This window comes from Streptomyces sp. NPDC110618, from assembly GCF_055657065.1.
Window position 1 is genome coordinate 215,551 of the sequence record NZ_JBVKBN010000012.1, and the last position, 16,731, is coordinate 232,281.

Here is a 16,731-nt window from a genome sequence, read left to right on the forward strand (position 1 = left end):
GCCGTCCGGAGGGGCGGTGCCCGGTCAGAGCTTCTCGAACGGGCTGTACACGCGGGACGCCGCCTCCTGGCGGTCGCGGATGACCTTGGCCAGGGTGAAGGCCGAGGTGACCAGGTACAGGACGGCTATGGCGAGGAAGGCGCGGACCCAGGGGTCGGCGTCCAGTTGGTAGATCCCGATCGCGGTGGCCGCCATGGCGACGGCGAAGGAGGCGACGGACTGGCCGTAGAAGGCGGCCGTGTTCTGCTGCTTGCCCGGTGTGTCACTCATGGGGACATCATTCGGACGGTGTGGGGCGCCTCACATCCGCGCACGTACTCAGATCACGTACTCAGGCACGGGTGCGTCAGAACGCCGAGACCCCCGTCAGCGCGCGGCCTATCACCAGCTTCTGGATCTGACTGGTGCCCTCGTAGAGGGTCATCACACGGGCGTCGCGCAGCAGCTTGCCCGCCGGGTACTCGTCGATGTAGCCGTAGCCGCCGAAGACCTGGAGGGCGTTGTTGGCGGCGCGGACGGCGGCCTCGGAGGCGAAGAGCTTGGCCTTGGAGGACTCGGTGGCGAACGGCTGCCCGCGGTCTATCAGATCCGCCACCCGCCAGGTCAGCAGCCGGGCCGCGTCCACGTCCACGGCGATGTCGCTGATCAGTTCCTGGACGAGCTGGTGGTGGGCGATTGTCTTGCCGAACTGCTCCCGCTCCCCCGCGTACTTCACGGCCGCGTCCAGGGCTGCCTGCGCCAGGCCCACGCACCCCGCCGCCACCGACATGCGGCCCTTGGCCAGCGCCGACATCGCGACGGAGAAGCCCTTGCCCTCCTCCCCCAGCATCGCGGAGGCGGGCACGCGGACGTCCTCCAGGACCAGTTCGGCGGTGGCCTGGCCGCGCAGGCCGAGCTTGCCGTGGACGGTGCGGCGGGTCAGGCCGGGGGTGTCGGTGGGGACGAGGAAGGCGCTGACGCCCTTGTGGCCGGGGGCGTCGGTGGAGCGGGCGAAGAGGAGCACGACGTCGGCCCAGGTGCCGTTGGTGATGAACATCTTGGTGCCGTTGATGACGTAGTCGCCCCCGTCGCGCACCGCCCGCGTGACGAGGCTGCCCGCGTCGGAGCCGGTGCCGGGCTCGGTGAGGCCGAAGCAGCCCACGTACTCCCCCGCGGTCAGTCCGGGCAGCCAGCGGCGCTTGTGCTCCTCGCTCCCCCACGCGGCGATCGTCTTGGCGACGAGCCCGAGGGAGACGGAGACGATGCCGCGCACCGAGGAGTCACCGCGGCCCAGTTCCTCGGTCACCAGGCAGTACGCGAGGTGGTCGCCGCCCGAGCCGCCGTACTCCTCGTCGATCGTCAGGCCCAGGAAGCCGACCTCGCCGAGCTTCTTCACGATGCCCCGGTCGACCTCCTCGGCGCGGTCCCAGCCGACGACGTGCGGGGTGATCTCGCGGGCCACGAAGTCCCGGGCGAGCCGCTGTACGGCGGTCTGCTCCTCGCTGAGCTCCAGGTTCATGCCGAGTCACCCCAATTGAATGCCGTACATTGAAGGCCGTACATTTAAATTAGCACTGCTAGTTTCTAGGCGCAGCCCTACTATGTGCGCCATGGCCCGACCGCGCAAGCCCTTGCTCAGCACCGACCGGATCGTCGAGAAGGCCCGGGTGCTCGTGGACACGGAGGGGCTCGCCGCCCTCTCCACCCGGCGGCTGGCGGCGGAGCTGGGGGTGAGCGGGCCGTCGCTGTACAACCACTTCCGCACCAAGGACGAGATCCTGGAGGCGGTCGCGGACTCGGTGAGCGCCCAGGTCGATCTGTCGATGTTCGAGGACGGCCGGGACTGGCGCACCGCGCTGCACGACTGGGCGGTGTCCTACCGGGCGGCCCTGCGCGACCACCCGAACATCGTGCCGGTACTGGCGCGCGGTCCCGGGCGCAGGCCCGCCGCGCTGCGGCTGGCGGACGCGGTGTACGGGGCGATGGTGGCGGCGGGGTGGCCGCCGGCCCAGGCCACGTCGATCGGGGCGCTGATGCGGTACTTCATCATGGGGTCCGCCCTGGGGTCGTTCGCGGGGGGATTCGTCGACGACGAGAGCGCCTACGACCCGGAGGACTATCCGCATCTGGGTCAGGCGCATCTGCTCGCGGAGCGGCAGGAGAAGATCGACGAGCGGGCCTTCGAGACGGGGCTCGCCGCGCTGCTGGACGGGCTGGAGCGGCAGTACGAGGGGATCCAGCGGGCGTCAGCCTGAGTCGGTGATGGTTCGGCCGCCGCCGAAGTGTCCGGGGCTCATGCTGGACCCATGACCGATCGCCGCGATCCCCGCGCACCCCATCTCGCGCGGCTCGCCTCGCTCCTCGCCGACGAGACGCGGGCCGCCTGTCTGCTCGCGCTCCTCGACGGGCGGGCCTGGACCGCCGGGGAACTGGCCCGGCACGCGGGGGTGGCCGCCTCCACGCTCAGCGAGCACCTCGGCAAGCTGGTCGCCGGTGGGCTGCTGGTCGAGGAGCGGCAGGGGCGGCACCGGTACGTACGGCTCGCCGACGCGCGGGCCGCGCAGCTGGTGGAGGACCTCGCCGCGTATGTCGCGCCGCGGGCGGTCGTACGGCCGCGCGGTCTGCGGCAGGCCGGTGCGGGCGCGGCCATGGCGCGCGGGCGGACCTGCTACGACCATCTGGCCGGGCGGCTCGGGATCGCGGTGACCGACGCGTTCACGGAGCGGGGGCTGCTGCGGCAGGACACCGGGTTCGCGCTCACCGACGCCGGGTTGGAGTGGTTCGGCTCCGCCGGGATCCCGTTGGAACGGACGGGGCGGCGGCCGCTGGCGCGGGCGTGCCTCGACTGGACCGAGCGGCGTCCGCATCTGGGCGGGGCGGCGGGCGCGGCGCTGTGCCGGCACGCGCTGGAGGCCGGATGGTGCGTGCGGATCGGGTCCGAGCGTGCGGTGAAGGTGACGGCGGCAGGGGAACGAGCGCTGTCCGAACTGCTCGGCATCCGGCCGGAGGCACTGGCCTGACGCCCCTGCTCCGGGTCCGAAAACCGCGAGCTTCCAGCCACCTGTCCTTCCTAGCCTCGGGAGCATGATGAGTCCCCGCCGTACCGACCCGCTCGCCGCGGGTGCCGCCACCGTCACCGTCGTGCTGTGGGCGTCCGCCTTCGTCTCCATCCGCAGCGCGGGTGCCGAGTACGCGCCCGGCGCGCTGGCGCTGGGGCGGCTGCTGGCCGGGGCGCTGGTGCTCGGGGTCATCTGCGCGCTGCGGCGGGAGGGGTGGCCGCCGCGGGCCGCGTGGCGCGGGATCCTGATCTCCGGGGTGCTGTGGTTCGGGCTCTACATGGTGGCCCTGAACTGGGGCGAGCAGCAGGTCGACGCCGGTACGGCGGCCCTGGTGGTGAACATCGCGCCGCTCCTGGTCGCCCTGCTCGGCGCGCGGCTCCTCGGGGAGACGACGCCTCCTCGGCTGGTGGCGGGGATGGCGGTGGCGTTCGCGGGCGCGGTGACCGTGGGTCTGTCGATGTCGGGCGGGGGCGGGTCCTCGCTGCTCGGTGTGGCGCTGTGCCTGCTGGCGGCGGTCTCGTGCGCCGGGGGTGTGGTGGCGCAGAAGCCCGCGCTGGCGCACGCGAGCGCGCTGCAGATGACGACGTTCGGGTGCCTGGTGGGCGCGGTGGCCTGTCTGCCGTTCTCCGGCCAGCTGGTGTCGCAGGCTGCGCACGCCCCGCTGTCGGCCACGCTCAACATGGTCTACCTGGGCGTCTTCCCGACCGCCCTCGCCTTCACGACCTGGGCGTACGCGCTGGCCCGTACGACCGCCGGCCGCATGGGCGCGACGACGTACGCGGTCCCGGCCCTGGTCGTCCTGATGTCCTGGGCGGCGCTCGGGGAGGTACCGGGACTGTTGACGCTGGCGGGCGGGGCGCTGTGCCTGCTGGGGGTGGCGGTGTCGCGGTCCCGGCCTGCGGCGCGGAAGGCCGGGACCGGTCAGGCCGCTCCCGCTCCCGAGGCGGAGACGGAACCGGCCTGAGCGGCATCGCGCCCTCTAGAAGGTCACCAGCGCCCGTCCGCCCTTGCCCGCCAGCATGTTCTCGAAGGCCGCCGGGATGCCCTCCAGGCCGATCCGTTCCGTCACCAACTGGCCCAGGTCCAGGCGGCCCGCGCGGACGTGGTCGCCCAGGATCGGGATGTCCCGGGCCGGGTCCGTGTTGCCGTAGACGCAGCCGGAGAGGGTGCGGCCCCAGTGGAAGATCTCCAGGGCGTTGAAGGTGACCTGCTGGTCCTTGCCGCCGATGCCGACGACCGTCGTACGGCCGCCGCGGCGGGTGGAGTCCCAGGCGGCGCGGATGGTGGTGGCGCGGCCGACGCACTCGATGGCCACGTCCACGCCCTGCTTGCCGGTGAGGGCGCGGATCTCGCGGGCGGTGGTGTCGGAGGCGACGACGTAGTCCGTGGCGCCGGCGGCGCGGGCCAGTTCCTCCTTCGCCGCCGAGACGTCGACCGCGACGATCCGGGAGGCGCCCGCGATCCGGGCCGACTGGATCGCGGCGAGGCCGACTCCGCCCACGCCGTACACGGCGACCGTCTCGCCCTCGCGGACGCGTGCCGAGTGGTGGACGGCGCCGTAGCCGGTGAGGACGGCGCAGCCGAGCAGGGCCGCCTCGGCGAGCGGAACGCCCTCGGGGGCGGGCAGCACGCAGGACGCGGGGACGACGGTCTCCTCGGCGAACGCGGCGACGTTCAGGCCGGGGTGCAGTTCCGTGCCGTCGGACACCCGGCGGGCGTGGACGTTGGCGGCGCCGTTCATGGCGTTGCCGCACAGCCACACCTCGCCGCGCCCGCAGGCCGGGCAACTCCCGCAGGAGGGGGCCCAGTTCAGCACGACCCCGGAGCCGGGGGCGAGCCCGGTGACACCCTCGCCCACCGCGGTCACCGTGCCCGCGCCCTCGTGCCCGAGGATGGCCGGGACGGGCACCACCATGGTGCCGTTGGACAGGGACAGGTCGGAGTGGCAGACGCCCGCGGCGGCGAGCCGGACGCGGACCTGGCCGGGTCCGGGGTCGGGGAGTTCGATCTCGGCGATCTCCAGCGGGGCGCCCACGGCGGGCAGGACAGCGGCGCGAACCATGAGGTGGTGAACTCCTCTTAGAACTGGAGGGACTTGGTCTGGAGGTACTCGGCGAGCCCGTGCGCGCCCAGCTCCCGGCCGACGCCGGACTGCTTGTAGCCGCCGAAGGGCGCGCGGGGGTTGAAGCGGCCGCCGTTGATGTCGACCTGTCCGGTCTCCATGCGGCGCGCGAAGGCGACCGCCTCGGCTTCGTCGCCCCACACCGCCCCGGCCAGGCCGTAGACCGTGCCGTTGGCGATGCGCAGGGCGTCCTCGGTGTCCTCGTACCGCAGGATCGACAGGACCGGCCCGAAGATCTCCTCCTGCGCGATGGTCATCTCGGGGGTGACGTCGGCGAAGACGGTCGGGCTGACGAAGTAGCCGCGCTCGCGCGGGGATTCGGTGCCGCCCGCGACCAGCCGGGCGCCCTCGGCGACACCCTTGTCGATGTAGCCGCGCACCCGGTCCCGCTGGCGGGCGTTGACCAGCGGCCCGATGCGCTCGCCGTACTTCGCGGCGGCCGTGACCGCGAGTTCCACGGCCTCGTCGTACTGGGAGGCGTGCACCAGCATCCGGGTCCAGGCGCTGCACGTCTGGCCGGAGTTGGACATGACGTTGGCGACGCCGACGTTGACCGCCTTGGCGAGGTCGGCGCTCGGCAGGATCACGTTGGCGGACTTGCCGCCGAGTTCGAGGGCGACCTTCTTGACGGCGGCACCGGCCGTGACGGCGATCTGCTTGCCGACGGCGGTGGAGCCGGTGAAGGAGACGAGGTCGACGCCGGGGTGCTCGGCGAGGGCCTGGCCCGCGATCCTGCCGATGCCGGTGACCAGGTTGAAGACGCCCGCCGGAATCCGCGCCTCGTGGACCGCCTCGGCGAAGAGCTGGGCGGTCAACGGGGTGTCCTCGGCGGGCTTGAGGACGACCGTGCAGCCCGCGGCAAGGGCGGGGGCGACCTTGGCGACGATCTGGTGGAGCGGGTAGTTCCACGGGGTGATCGCGCCGACCACGCCGATCGGCTCGTGCAGCACGGTGGAGTTGCCGACCTTCTCCTCGAAGGAGTGCGTGGCGGCGAGTTCGGCGTAGGAGGCGGCGACCGCGATCGGCACGGCGGCGTGGACGGCTTGGGAGAAGTTCAGCGGGGAGCCGAGTTCGGCGGTGACCGTCTCGGCGATCTCGTCCTTGCGGGCGGTCAGGATGTCGCGGAGGGCGGCGAGGCGGGCCGCGCGTTCGGCGGGCGCCGTGGCGGCCCAGGCCGGGAGGGCGGCGCGGGCCGCGCGTACGGCGGTGTCGACGTCCTCGGCGGTGCCGGCCGGGACCTGGCCGATGACCTGTTCGGCGGCCGGGTCGATCACGTCGATCGGGTCCCGGCCGACGGCGGGGTGCCAGGCTCCGTCGATGTAGAAGCCGTCGTGTGCCTTCATCGCGTTCCTTCCGGGCGTGGTGCGACTGCGGGACCCCCTTAAACTAGCGCCGTTAGTTTTCCGGCACCAGGGACCGCCCGCATGGCACAGCTCACCCTGCCCGGAAGGTGCTCAGAAGTCGACTTCCACCCGGTCGTCCACCCTCCCCACCGCCTCCTGGCCGAACTCCTTCTCGTAGGCGCGGCGGATCTCCTCGATCTTGCGGTCACCGGTCTGCGCGGCGGCCACCGGGTAGAGCAGGACCAACTCGTACGAGCGTTCCTTGTCGATGGTGCCGTCGGCGTTGCGCCACTGGCCGCGGCTGGTGCGCACGGTCAGTCCGTCGGGGAAGCCGGGGGTGACCTCCTCGTCGACGAAGGCCATGAACTGCTCGTCGGTGACGGCCGGTCCGCCGTCGGGACGCTCGGTGCCGAAGAAGAGCAGGGTCTCGACATAGGGCGCGCCGCGCCGCGGCAGGCCGCCGGACTCACTGTCGTCGAGGGTGGCGTACGCGGTGGGCGCGGCCACGGCGAGCAGGAGACCGGCGGCGAGGAGTGCGGCGCGGGTGCGCGGGCGCTGCTTGATGGGAACGTTCATGTCCCCATCACTTACGGGCTCTACTCCGCGAGATCCGGCAGCCGCGCCGGAGCGGGACAGATCCGTTCGCCGTCCTGGTCGAAGACGAACATGTGGGCGATGTCGACCAGGAGCGGCACCTGCATGCCGTGCCGGAGGTCTATGTCGGGGGTGGTCCGGACGATCAGGTCGCCGGGCAGCCGCCCCTCGGGCGGTACGGGTTCGAAGGAGCGGTCCTCACCGGCGTCGGCCGGGTCGTCCAGCACCGCCACGGCCGACGAGCCCGCCCGCAGCGCGCCCGCCCGCTCCCGGATCCGGTCCAGGACGGTGCCGCCCTCCCGTCTGCGCCGCCGGACCCGGCGCGCCGGGCGCGGGGCCTCCAGCTCGGGCACGACGGCGGGCCGGGAACCGGTGTTGAAGTGGACGAGCACCTCGTGGCCCTGGAACTCGACGTGCTCCACCAGACCGGTCAGCACCACCTCGCCGGGCCGGGCGGAGGTCGGCTTGGCGATCCGCACGGCCTCCGAACGCAGGCCCACGACCACCTCGCGGCCCTGCTGGACCCGGAGCAACTGGTGGTCCAGGGAGAGGGGTTCGGGCAGCCGCAGGAACTGCTTGCCGAGGCTGATGGTCATCGCCCCGTCGAGCGGGGCGCGCACCAGGCCGCGCAGCAGGTTGATCCGCGGGGTGCCGATGAAGGCGGCGACGAAGACATTGCGGGGCAGGGCGTAGACCTCGCGCGGGGTGCCGATCTGCTGGAGCACGCCGCCGCGCAGGACGGCGACCCGGTCGCCGAGGGACATGGCCTCGGACTGGTCGTGGGTGACGTAGACCGTGGTGACGCCCAGGTCCCGGGTGAGCTTGGTGATCTCGGCGCGCAGGTGGTTGCGGAGCTTGGCGTCGAGGTTGGACAGCGGCTCGTCCATCAGGAAGGCGGAGGGGTGGCGGGCGATGGCCCGGCCCATGGCGACGCGCTGGCGTTCACCGCCGGAGAGCTGGGCGGGCAGCCGGTCGAGGAGGTCCTCGATGCCGAGCATCCGGGCGGTGGCGTCCACGCGGGGTCCCGGGTCCTCGCCGGGTGCCTCGATGCGCAGCGGGAAGCCGATGTTGTCGCGGCTGGTCATGCTCGGGTAGAGGGCGAAGTTCTGGAAGACCATCGCCATGTCCCGTCCGGAGGGCGGCAGATCGTTGGCCCACTCGCCGTCGAGGAACAGTTCGCCCTCGTCGATCTCCTCAAGGCCGGCGATCATTCTCAGCACTGTCGACTTGCCGCAGCCCGACGGGCCGAGCAGGACGAGGAATTCACCGGGATCGATGTCCAACGAGAGCCGTTCGACCACGCGAACACCTTTCGCGTAGCTCTTGCTCACGTTGTGCAGAGAGATGGCGCGTGTCATTGGGGTGCCCCCGGGGGCTGGGTTCGGCGGCCCTGGTGCTCCGCGACGGGATGCCCCGTGCGGGTCGTACGGGGCCGGTGAGTCACGGAAGTTAACGGAATGTGCGCGCCGGAGGGAAGAGGATGAACGCGATCCGCTTGCAGCGTCCACTAGGTGAGAAAGCGGACGGCCGAATTCAGCGTTGCCCCGGGCGGGACGGGGCGTCCCGGACCTCCACCAGGTGGGCGAAGACCACCAGATTGCCGGAATAGCCGGTTCTGCGGTTGTAGCTTCCGCCACAGGTGATCAGCCGCAGTTCGGGGCGGGCCCGGGGCCCGTACACCTCGCGGTTGGGGAACCGGTCCTTCTCGTACGACCGCACCTTGTCGACGGCGTACACGGCGGTCCGCCCGTCCGCGCGCCGTACCTCGACCCGGTGGCCGCGCCCGAGTTCGGCGAGCCCGGCGAAGACGGCGGGCCCGGTGTCGGTGTCCAGGTGCCCCACGGCGACGGCGGTGCCCTGTTCTCCGGGGGACGGCCCGTCGGCGTACCAGCCGACGAGGTTGGGGTCGCCGTCGTCCGGTGCGGGCAGCCGGCGTTCGCGGTCCAGGCGCAGGTCGACGACGGGGGCGTCGACGTCGAGGTGGGGGATGGACAGGCGGGCGGCGCGGGAGCGCGGGAGGGGGGCGGCGGGGCGCTCGGGCCCGGAGCGGGCCCTGGGCGGCGGCCGGTCGGGGGACACCGCAGGCCGGTCGGGGGATACCGCAGGCCGGTCGGGGGACACCGCAGGCCGGTCGGGGATGTCGTCCGGGCGGCCCCGGAGCCCCTGCGGGTCGGTCCCGCGGGGGCCGTCGTACGCCGGACCGGCTGCGGCCGGGTGCCCCGGCTGGGCGGCGTCGGCCACCGCGCCGGGCTCCTCGTCCTGCCCCCACCACAGACCGCCCGTGACCAGCGCGAGCACCGCGAGGGCGGTCCTGGTCAGCCGGTACGCGCGGGTCCGGTACCGGGGGCGCCGCCCGCCGCGCCGGTGCGGGGCCGGGCGGCGGGCCCGGCCCCTGGGCGATCCGGCTCCCCCGGCGCTCGCGGCGGGCCGCTCACGCGCCATGCGGCCGCCGACGGAGCCGGAACCACACCACGCCGGTCACGGCCGCGAGGCCCACCGCGGCGGCACCGGCGACGGGTCCGAAGGCGTCGTCCCGCGCGATCCCGCCCCCGCCGGCCGGCGGACCGCCGTTCGGGCCGGGGGGTGCCGTGGGCTTGGAGATCGGGCAGTCGACCTTGAACACCTTGTGCTTGCCCGCGCCGTGACCGAGGTTGGTCGTCCAGGTCAGCTTGTACTGCCCGTTGGGCAGGGCGAGCGGGATGGTCTGCGCGGTGCCGTCCTGCTCGATGGTGATGGTGTTGTTCGGGTAGGTCGCGTTGGGCAGTTGGGTGCCGCCCGCGACCTCCGGCTGGGTCCGGATGGTCCAGGTGACCCGTTCCTCGGGGTCGAAGTTGAAGGCGGCGATGTAGAAGTCGCAGACCTTGGGCTCGTTGCGCTGGTCGTCGAAGGGGGTGCCCACTTCGTGGATCTTGACGTCCCCGTTGTCACCACCCGGCTGGGCGAGAGCGGCGGGCGCCCCGGCGAGGGCCGTCCCGGCGAGGGTCAGAGCCGCGAGCGCGGCTGTGCGCGTCGCCGCGCGGCGGGGAAGGGGGGTGGTGGGCATGCGAGGTCCTCCGAGCCAGAGTGATTGTCGTACAAATCAGACTTCAGCTGACTCTTTGTCACATGCCGGACCGTACAGTGGTGCGCCGCGCCCTGCCGGGCGTCAACCATCGCCCTTACGGCGCATCGGGGCGGGGGCGACCGGGCGGGGCGGAATCGGTGGGGTGGGCGGGGCCGTGCTCGGGATGCGGCGGTTTCGGGTCAGCGCAGGACTGGGACGGCGGCGTCGGCGGCCCGGCAGCCGGCCCGAAACGGCCGGAAGCCGAGCGCACCGCTCCCCCGCCCCGTCCCGGAGTCCGCAGGGCCACCCCCGCGGAGGCCAGCAGCAGCGCGCCCAGCATCACGAACGGGGCCGCCGCCCCCGCGACGCCCGCCACCAGGCCCGCCGTCGCCGGGGCGGCCACCTGGCCCAGGCGGTTGCCCGTCAGGCGCAGGGCGAGCGCGGTGGAGCGGGCACCGTCGGGGGCCGCCTGGACCACCGTCGTCATGGAGAGCGGCTGGCCCACACCCAGGCAGAAGCCCAGCACCGCCAGCATCACGGCCAGCACCCACACCGGGACCGGCACGGCGACGCCCGCGCACAGGCCGGCCGCCAGCAGACACGTCACCGTCAGCAGGGCCGTGCGGCCGAGAAGGCGCAACAGCGGGGTGAGGACGAGACGGCAGGCGATCGTGGCCGCCGCCCGGAGGCTCAGGAGTACGCCGATCACCGCCGGCGAGATGCCCCGGTGCTCACCGACCACCGGCAGGTACGCGGTCAGTACGTCGGTCGCCGACAGGACCGACAGGCTGATGAGCATCCCCGCCGGTACGCCCCGGGTGCGCAGGATGCGGTGGACGGGGACCCGCTCGCCCTTCGTGGCACGGGACTCGGATGCCGTACGACGGTCCTCGACGCGCCACAGCGAGCCGCACGCCATGGCCGCCCCCGCGCCCGCCACCAGCAGCGCCAGCGCACTCGTGCCCGCCATGTCGTGGCCGCCGATCAGCGCGCCCGCCGCGACGGGGCCGATGAGCTGGCCCAGCGAGGCACCGATGGTGAAGTGGCCGAAGTTGCGGTCCTGTTCGTGCGGGGCCGACTGGCGGGCGACCAGCGACTGGGCGCCGATGACGAAGGAGAGGTGGCCGAGGCCCATCACGCCGCTCCACAGCGCCATCGCCCACAGGGAGTCCGCGAGCCCGCTCAGCGCGCAGCCGCCGGAGATCAGGACCACTCCGAGCGGCAGCAGGGGCGCGCAGCGGCCGTGGTCGGTGCGGCGGCCCAGGGGCACGGCCGCGAAGAGGGGCAGCAGCGCGTACACGCCCGCGATGACACCGACCGCCCGCTCGTCCGCGCCGAGCGCGAGCGCCCGGTAGGAGACGGCGGGCCGGGCCATCGACACCGCCCCCTGCGCGAAGCCGAAGGCGATGACGAGGCGGAGCAGCCAGCCGCGGTTCCCACCGGGCGCCATGAGCGATTTCCTCCGTAGGACGTGGACGTGGACCCGCGGGTCAGATGGTGCCGAACAGGATGCCCGCGCCGAGGATCACCAGGCAGGTGGCCGCGGCCCACTTCACGACGAACCGGGTGTGGTCGCCGAACTCCACCTTGGCCATGCCGACCAGGACGTAGACGGCCGGGACGAGCGGGCTCGACATGTGCAGCGGCTGGCCGACCAGCGAGGCGCGGGCCATCTCCAGCGGCGAGATGCCGTGCGCGGCGCCGGCCTCGGCGAGGACCGGCAGGACGCCGAAGTAGAAGCCGTCGTTGGACATGAAGTAGGTGAGCGGCAGGCTCAGCAGACCGGTGACCAGGGTCATGTGCGGGCCCATGCCCTCGGGGATGACGTCCACCATCCACTTGGCCATGCTGTCGACCATGCCGGTGCCCTGGAGGACGCCGGTGAAGACGGCGGCGGCGAAGACCATGCCGGAGACATTGAGGACGTTGTCGGCGTGGGCTGCGAGCCGGGCCTTCTGGTCCGGGATGCGCGGGAAGTTGACGCTGAGGGCGAGCGCGGCGCCGAGCAGGAACAGCACCGGGATCGGCAGCCACTCCATGATCATGGCGGTGAGGAGGGAGACCGTGAGCAGCGCGTTGAACCAGTAGAGCTTCGGGCGCAGGGTGTCCCGCTCGGGGTCGAGGCCCCGGAAGTCGTCCTCCGCGTCGTCGGAACCGAGGCCGGCGCCCGCGCTCACCGTGCTCTTGTCGGAGCCCTGGCCGCCCGCGCCGACCAGCACCGTCTCCGCCTCCTGCGGCTCCAGCGCCTCCTCCAGCGTGAGCACCCCGAGCCGCCGCCGCTCGCGCAGGCCGAGCACGTAGGACAGGACGAGGACGAACAGCAGGCCGACCAGGAGCGCCGGGATCATCGGGACGAAGATGTCGCTGGCGTCGACCTTCAGGGCGGTCGCGGCACGAGCGGTGGGACCGCCCCAGGGCAGCGTGTTCATCACGCCGTTGGCCATGGCGGCGACGCCGGTCATCACGACCAGGCTCATCTTCAGGCGCTTGTACAGCGGGTACATCGCCGAGACGGTGATCATGAAGGTGGTGGAGCCGTCGCCGTCGAGGGAGACGATCGCCGCGAGGACGGCCGTACCGACGACGATCCGCATCGGGTCGGCCTTCGCGAACTTCAGGATCCCGCGCACGATCGGGTCGAAGAGGCCGACGTCGATCATCACACCGAAGTAGACGATCGCGAACATGAGCATCGCCGCGGTGGGGGCGAGGCCGGTGACGCCCTCGATGACGTAGTCACCGAGGTGGGCGCCCTTTCCGACGAAGACGCAGAACAATGCCGGGATCAGCACGAGCGCCGCGATCGGCGACATCTTCTTCATCATGATCAGGACCAGGAAGGTCGCGATCATGGCGAAGCCGAGGATGGTCAGCATGAGTGGATACCTAACGTTCGCCCTTGAACATCCCACCAGGGCCGGCGGTGCGATGACGTTAGGTCTCCACAGATGGCGTCAGCAAGACGTTGACGCCCGAGCAATATGGGCAAAACCCCAGGTCAGAGCTTTGCTCAGGTCAGCGCGGTGAGCTGAATGGGCACTCCGTTGAGTACCGCGTTGCCGGACAGCGGGTCGAGCAGGCTGCCGTCGAGGAGCTGGTTGACGTTGGCGCCGGGGTCCTTGGCGGCGTGGCTCATCCGGGTCCCCGGCCGGTCGTGGCCCCAGCCGTGCGGCAGGCTGACCACGCCGGGGCGCACGGCGTCGGTGACCTCGGCGGGCGCGGTGATCTCGCCTCCGGCCCCCTTGAGCCGTACGGCCGCCCCGTCCCGGACACCGAGCCGGGACGCGTCCTCGGGGTGGATGTGCACGGTGCAGCGGTTCGTCCCGCCGGTCAGGGCGGGCACGTTGTGCATCCAGCTGTTGTTGGAGCGCAGATGGCGGCGGCCGACGAGGACGAGCCCGTCGGGGCGGCGGTGCAGCGCGTCCCCGAGTCGCGGCAGGTCGGCGGCGATCGGCTCGGGCAGCAGCTCGACCTTTCCGCTGCGGGTCTTCAGCGGCTGCGGCAGCCGGGGCCTGAGCGGCCCGAGGTCGATGCCGTGCGGGTGCGCGCGCAGCTTCTCCAGGGTCAGGCCGTCGGGGCGCACGCCGAAGCCGTCGCCGTAGGGGCCGAGGCGGAGCATCATGTCGAGCCGTCGCTCGGGGCCGGTGGCGCCGGTGAGCTGTCCGGCGAGTTCGCGCGGGTCGCGGCCGTGGACCGGGGAGTGGGGTTCCTTAACGGCCTTGCCGAGGGTCTGGTCGATGACCATTTGGTCGACAGCGCCCGGTTCGGCGCCGTGCATGCCGCTCACCGCGAGGACGAGGCGGGCCATGATCTCGGTCTCGGCCATCCGGCCGGGCTCCAGGGGGACGGCGGCGGGGCTGTAGCGGACCTGGTTGTGGATGGCGAGGGTGTTGAAGGCGAAGTCGTGGTGCGGGCTCTGGGAGGGCGGAGGTGGGGGCAGGACGACGTGGGCGTGGCGGGAGGTCTCGTTGAGGTACGGGTCGACGCTGACCATGAAGTCCAGTCCGGCCAGCGCCTTGTCGAGCCGTTCGCCGTCGGGGGCGGAGAGCACGGGGTTGGCGGCGACGGTGATGACCGCGCGCACCGGCTCGCCTTCCTCGGTGACGGTGTCGATCTCCTCGGCGAGCGCGGAGAGCGGCAACTCCCCCTTGGCCTCGGGGTGTTGGCTCACCCGTGAGGTCCAGCGGCCGAGCTGGAAGCCGTGCCCGGGACCGGCGGGCCGGGGCGTCCGGTCCGTGGCGGCCTGCGGGAAGAGGGCGCCGCCGGGCCGGTCGAGGTTGCCGGTGAGGATGTTGAGTACGTCCACCAGCCAGCTGGCCAGAGTGCCGTGGGCGACAGTGCAGGTGCCGATACGGCCGTAGACGACACCGGTCGGCGCGGCGGCGAGTTCCCGGGCGAGGGTGCGGACGAGTCCGGCGTCGACGTCACAGGCCTCGGAGACGGACTCCGGTGTGAAGTCCGCGAGGGCGCCCGGCAGTTGCTCGACGCCCTCCAGATGGGGCGTCAACTCGCCCGTGTCGACCAGCCCTTCCTCGAACAGCACGGTGACCATGGCGGCCAGCAGCAGTGCGTCGGTGCCGGGGCGGATGGCGACGTGCCGGTCGGCGAGCTTGGCGGTGCGGGTGCGGCGGGGGTCGATGACGGTGAGGGTGCCGCTGCGGGCCTTGAGCGCCTTGAGGCGGCCGGGGAAGTCGGGGGCGGTGCACAGACTGCCGTTGGACTCAAGGGGGTTGGCGCCGATGAGCAGCAGATGGTCCGTCCGGTCCAGATCGGGCACCGGGATGGCGTTGGCGTCGCCGTACAGCAGGCCGCTGGACACGTGCTTGGGCATCTGATCGACGGTGGAGGCGCTGAACAGGCTGCGCGTGCCGAGCGCCCCGATCAGGACGGGCGGGTAGAGGGCACCGGCCACGGTGTGGACGTTGGGGTTGCCGAGGACGATGCCCACGGTGTTCGGACCGTACCGCTCGACGAGGGGCCGGATTCCGGCGGCGACGGCGTCGAATGCCTCCTCCCAGGTGGCCTCGCGCAGTTCGCCGTCCTTGCGCACGAGCGGCCCGCGCAGGCGGTCCGGGTCCCCGTCGACGGCCCCGAAGGACGCCCCCTTGGGGCAGATGAACCCGGCGCTGAACACATCGTCGCGGTCACCCCGGGCACCGGTGACCCGGGATCCCTCGATGGTGAGGGTCAGCCCGCAGGTGGCCTCGCACAGGGGGCAGATACGCAGGGCGGTGCGGGACACGGGTCCTCCCGGGGGCAGCGGTGCCTGTCTCACGGGTGAGCATACCGACCGGTAGGGATGGAGGGGAGGGGTCGTCGGCGCCCGGACCCGGAGAACCGATCAGTCCAGTACCCGCGCCAGATAGGCGCGCAGCAGCACCCGTGCCTCCTCGATGATCCCCTCGTCGCCCTGGGGGGAGACGCGGAAGGCCAGGTGGACGAGGGTGTCGGCGGTCTCCACGGCGACCAGGAAGACACGGCGCAGGTCCTCGTCGGGGGTGCGGTCGAGGTAGCCGGAGAGCAGGTCGGTGAGGCGGTCGGCGACGCGGTGGTTGGGTTCGGAGCGGCGGGTGCCGATGGGTATCTGGTTGCCGAAGTCGACCAGGGAGAAGCCGGGTGCGGTCCGCTTCATCAGGATGTACTCGTCGAGCAGGGCGTCCATGGCGGTCCGCCAGTCCCGGCCGCCGCCGTCGCGCAGGCGTTCGGCGACGCGGTCGGCGTAGCGGTCGAGGTTGCGCTGGGCCAGGGCGTCGGCCATCTGGCGCTTGTTGCCGAAGAAGCGGTACACCGAGCCGATCGGGACACCGGCCCGCTCGGCGACGGCGCGGGTGCTCAGGGCGTCGTAGCCGACCTCGTCGAGGAGGTCGGCGCAGGCGTCGAGGATGCGGGTCAGCCGTTCGGCACTGCGCCGCTGGACGGGCGCACGGCGGAGCGAGGTCGCGTGGGGCACGGGCATCATGATGCCTTTCCGGCGCGGTCCGGTGAACCTTGCCCTCCATTACGTACTCGGGTGGCCCCTGCACTCATCGAGGGGTCGGTCTCGGACGCCGTGAGGTCGGCCGTGCTCTCGATCGGTTCGCCGTCCGTGGCCCACACCGTGCCGTCGTCGGCGTAGAGCCGGGCGGTGAGCTGGTGGGTGCCGCGCGGGACCAGCTCGGCCGGGAGCCGGTACGCGGGGCCGCGCAGCTTGGCGATCAGCTTGCCGTCGAGGTAGAGGTGGGCCAGGCCCTGCCCGGCGACCGGGTGCTCCTTGGTGCCGGCGGGCGAGAAGCGGAAGCCGCGGACGGTCAGCCGGACGTCCCAGCTGTCGTCGTCGTTGGGTTCGACCTCGACGCCGACCTCGGGCGCCTGGTCCGCGTCCACCTCGCGATAGAGCCTGCCCTGCTCGTCGGAGTCGTCGAGCAGCTCGCCGACCGTCGAGGCCGAACGGCCCTTTCTCTCGTCCTCTGTGCCACTGGTTCCGCAGCCCGCGGATCCGGTCACCAGCAGGACACAGACCGCGAGCGCGGCAAGTGGTCCCCGCGTCCACGACATGCCTTGGAGCGTAGAACAAGGGTCCGACACTCGAATCCCCCTGGAGTCGGGTTCCGG

General features: G+C 72.5%; 16 protein-coding genes. 3 read left to right on the forward strand and 13 right to left on the reverse strand.

Annotated features, from left to right (window positions below; translation table 11 throughout):
* Positions 1 to 24: 24 nt before the first annotated feature.
* Both ACZ7L7_RS21945 and ACZ7L7_RS21950 read right to left on the reverse strand, forming a co-directional pair.
* Positions 25 to 270 carry a YiaA/YiaB family inner membrane protein gene (locus ACZ7L7_RS21945; protein ID WP_471591685.1) on the reverse strand — a complete coding sequence of 82 codons (246 nt, stop codon included), beginning with the start codon at positions 268 to 270 and terminating at the stop codon, positions 25 to 27.
* Positions 271 to 346: 76 nt separating this feature from the next.
* The gene (locus ACZ7L7_RS21950) at positions 347 to 1,498 is read right to left on the reverse strand and encodes an acyl-CoA dehydrogenase family protein (RefSeq protein WP_453606298.1); all 1,152 of its coding nucleotides are present in this window, start codon (positions 1,496 to 1,498) and stop codon (positions 347 to 349) included.
* Between the two features lie 91 nt (positions 1,499 to 1,589).
* Here ACZ7L7_RS21950 and ACZ7L7_RS21955 point away from each other — a divergent pair, with 91 nt between their 5' ends.
* From ACZ7L7_RS21955 to ACZ7L7_RS21965, 3 genes are all read left to right on the forward strand, one after another.
* Complete coding sequence (locus ACZ7L7_RS21955) at positions 1,590 to 2,234, forward strand: TetR/AcrR family transcriptional regulator (protein ID WP_285511580.1); 645 nt, start codon at positions 1,590 to 1,592, stop codon at positions 2,232 to 2,234.
* A 51-nt stretch (positions 2,235 to 2,285) separates the two neighbouring features.
* Complete coding sequence (locus ACZ7L7_RS21960) at positions 2,286 to 2,999, forward strand: ArsR/SmtB family transcription factor (protein ID WP_471591684.1); 714 nt, start codon at positions 2,286 to 2,288, stop codon at positions 2,997 to 2,999.
* A 67-nt stretch (positions 3,000 to 3,066) separates the two neighbouring features.
* Positions 3,067 to 4,002: a DMT family transporter gene (locus ACZ7L7_RS21965; RefSeq protein WP_471591747.1), complete on the forward strand. Its 936-nt coding sequence runs from the start codon at positions 3,067 to 3,069 to the stop codon at positions 4,000 to 4,002.
* A 15-nt stretch (positions 4,003 to 4,017) separates the two neighbouring features.
* On the opposite strand, the gene ACZ7L7_RS21970 is transcribed toward ACZ7L7_RS21965, so the two are convergent.
* The 11 genes from ACZ7L7_RS21970 to ACZ7L7_RS22020 form a co-directional block, all read right to left on the reverse strand.
* Positions 4,018 to 5,100 (reverse strand): Zn-dependent alcohol dehydrogenase, encoded by a 1,083-nt coding sequence (locus ACZ7L7_RS21970; protein WP_285511582.1) that lies wholly within the window; start codon positions 5,098 to 5,100, stop codon positions 4,018 to 4,020.
* Between the two features lie 17 nt (positions 5,101 to 5,117).
* A complete protein-coding gene (locus tag ACZ7L7_RS21975) occupies positions 5,118 to 6,503 on the reverse strand; it encodes an aldehyde dehydrogenase family protein (RefSeq protein ID WP_285511583.1) in 1,386 nt (461 codons plus the stop codon).
* A gap of 111 nt (positions 6,504 to 6,614) precedes the next feature.
* Complete coding sequence (locus tag ACZ7L7_RS21980) at positions 6,615 to 7,079, reverse strand: DUF3574 domain-containing protein (RefSeq protein WP_285511584.1); 465 nt, start codon at positions 7,077 to 7,079, stop codon at positions 6,615 to 6,617.
* Positions 7,080 to 7,099: 20 nt separating this feature from the next.
* Positions 7,100 to 8,455 carry an ABC transporter ATP-binding protein gene (locus ACZ7L7_RS21985; RefSeq protein ID WP_471591683.1) on the reverse strand — a complete coding sequence of 452 codons (1,356 nt, stop codon included), beginning with the start codon at positions 8,453 to 8,455 and terminating at the stop codon, positions 7,100 to 7,102.
* 175 nt (positions 8,456 to 8,630) lie between these two features.
* Positions 8,631 to 9,539 (reverse strand): class F sortase, encoded by a 909-nt coding sequence (locus tag ACZ7L7_RS21990; RefSeq protein WP_472076857.1) that lies wholly within the window; start codon positions 9,537 to 9,539, stop codon positions 8,631 to 8,633.
* On the reverse strand, positions 9,529 to 10,140 hold the full coding sequence (locus ACZ7L7_RS21995; protein WP_285511586.1) for a hypothetical protein: 612 nt from the start codon (positions 10,138 to 10,140) through the stop codon (positions 9,529 to 9,531). Before ACZ7L7_RS21995 ends, ACZ7L7_RS21990 begins: the two co-directional genes overlap by 11 nt.
* A gap of 115 nt (positions 10,141 to 10,255) precedes the next feature.
* A complete protein-coding gene (locus ACZ7L7_RS22000) occupies positions 10,256 to 11,590 on the reverse strand; it encodes an MFS transporter (protein ID WP_472076859.1) in 1,335 nt (444 codons plus the stop codon).
* A 40-nt stretch (positions 11,591 to 11,630) separates the two neighbouring features.
* Positions 11,631 to 13,052, reverse strand: a complete 1,422-nt coding sequence (locus ACZ7L7_RS22005) for a CitMHS family transporter (RefSeq protein ID WP_471591681.1) — start codon at positions 13,050 to 13,052, stop codon at positions 11,631 to 11,633.
* Between the two features lie 98 nt (positions 13,053 to 13,150).
* Positions 13,151 to 15,382 carry a molybdopterin oxidoreductase family protein gene (locus ACZ7L7_RS22010; protein ID WP_285511589.1) on the reverse strand — a complete coding sequence of 744 codons (2,232 nt, stop codon included), beginning with the start codon at positions 15,380 to 15,382 and terminating at the stop codon, positions 13,151 to 13,153.
* A 99-nt stretch (positions 15,383 to 15,481) separates the two neighbouring features.
* Entirely contained in the window at positions 15,482 to 16,099 is a 618-nt protein-coding gene (locus ACZ7L7_RS22015; protein ID WP_285511590.1) for a TetR/AcrR family transcriptional regulator, read from the reverse strand.
* The gene (locus tag ACZ7L7_RS22020; RefSeq protein WP_285511591.1) at positions 16,096 to 16,674 is read right to left on the reverse strand and encodes a hypothetical protein; all 579 of its coding nucleotides are present in this window, start codon (positions 16,672 to 16,674) and stop codon (positions 16,096 to 16,098) included. The genes ACZ7L7_RS22015 and ACZ7L7_RS22020 overlap by 4 nt, the downstream gene beginning before the upstream one ends.
* Positions 16,675 to 16,731: the final 57 nt, after the last annotated feature.

Coding starts and splice junctions, on each gene's coding strand:
- ACZ7L7_RS21945 (WP_471591685.1), bottom strand. CDS start 270: ATGAGTGACACACCGGGCAAGCAGCAGAACACGGCCGCCTTCTACGGC.
- ACZ7L7_RS21950 (WP_453606298.1), bottom strand. CDS start 1,498: ATGAACCTGGAGCTCAGCGAGGAGCAGACCGCCGTACAGCGGCTCGCC.
- ACZ7L7_RS21955 (WP_285511580.1), top strand. CDS start 1,590: ATGGCCCGACCGCGCAAGCCCTTGCTCAGCACCGACCGGATCGTCGAG.
- ACZ7L7_RS21960 (WP_471591684.1), top strand. CDS start 2,286: ATGACCGATCGCCGCGATCCCCGCGCACCCCATCTCGCGCGGCTCGCC.
- ACZ7L7_RS21965 (WP_471591747.1), top strand. CDS start 3,067: ATGAGTCCCCGCCGTACCGACCCGCTCGCCGCGGGTGCCGCCACCGTC.
- ACZ7L7_RS21970 (WP_285511582.1), bottom strand. CDS start 5,100: ATGGTTCGCGCCGCTGTCCTGCCCGCCGTGGGCGCCCCGCTGGAGATC.
- ACZ7L7_RS21975 (WP_285511583.1), bottom strand. CDS start 6,503: ATGAAGGCACACGACGGCTTCTACATCGACGGAGCCTGGCACCCCGCC.
- ACZ7L7_RS21980 (WP_285511584.1), bottom strand. CDS start 7,079: ATGAACGTTCCCATCAAGCAGCGCCCGCGCACCCGCGCCGCACTCCTC.
- ACZ7L7_RS21985 (WP_471591683.1), bottom strand. CDS start 8,455: ATGACACGCGCCATCTCTCTGCACAACGTGAGCAAGAGCTACGCGAAA.
- ACZ7L7_RS21990 (WP_472076857.1), bottom strand. CDS start 9,539: ATGGCGCGTGAGCGGCCCGCCGCGAGCGCCGGGGGAGCCGGATCGCCC.
- ACZ7L7_RS21995 (WP_285511586.1), bottom strand. CDS start 10,140: ATGCCCACCACCCCCCTTCCCCGCCGCGCGGCGACGCGCACAGCCGCG.
- ACZ7L7_RS22000 (WP_472076859.1), bottom strand. CDS start 11,590: ATGGCGCCCGGTGGGAACCGCGGCTGGCTGCTCCGCCTCGTCATCGCC.
- ACZ7L7_RS22015 (WP_285511590.1), bottom strand. CDS start 16,099: ATGATGCCCGTGCCCCACGCGACCTCGCTCCGCCGTGCGCCCGTCCAG.
- ACZ7L7_RS22020 (WP_285511591.1), bottom strand. CDS start 16,674: ATGTCGTGGACGCGGGGACCACTTGCCGCGCTCGCGGTCTGTGTCCTG.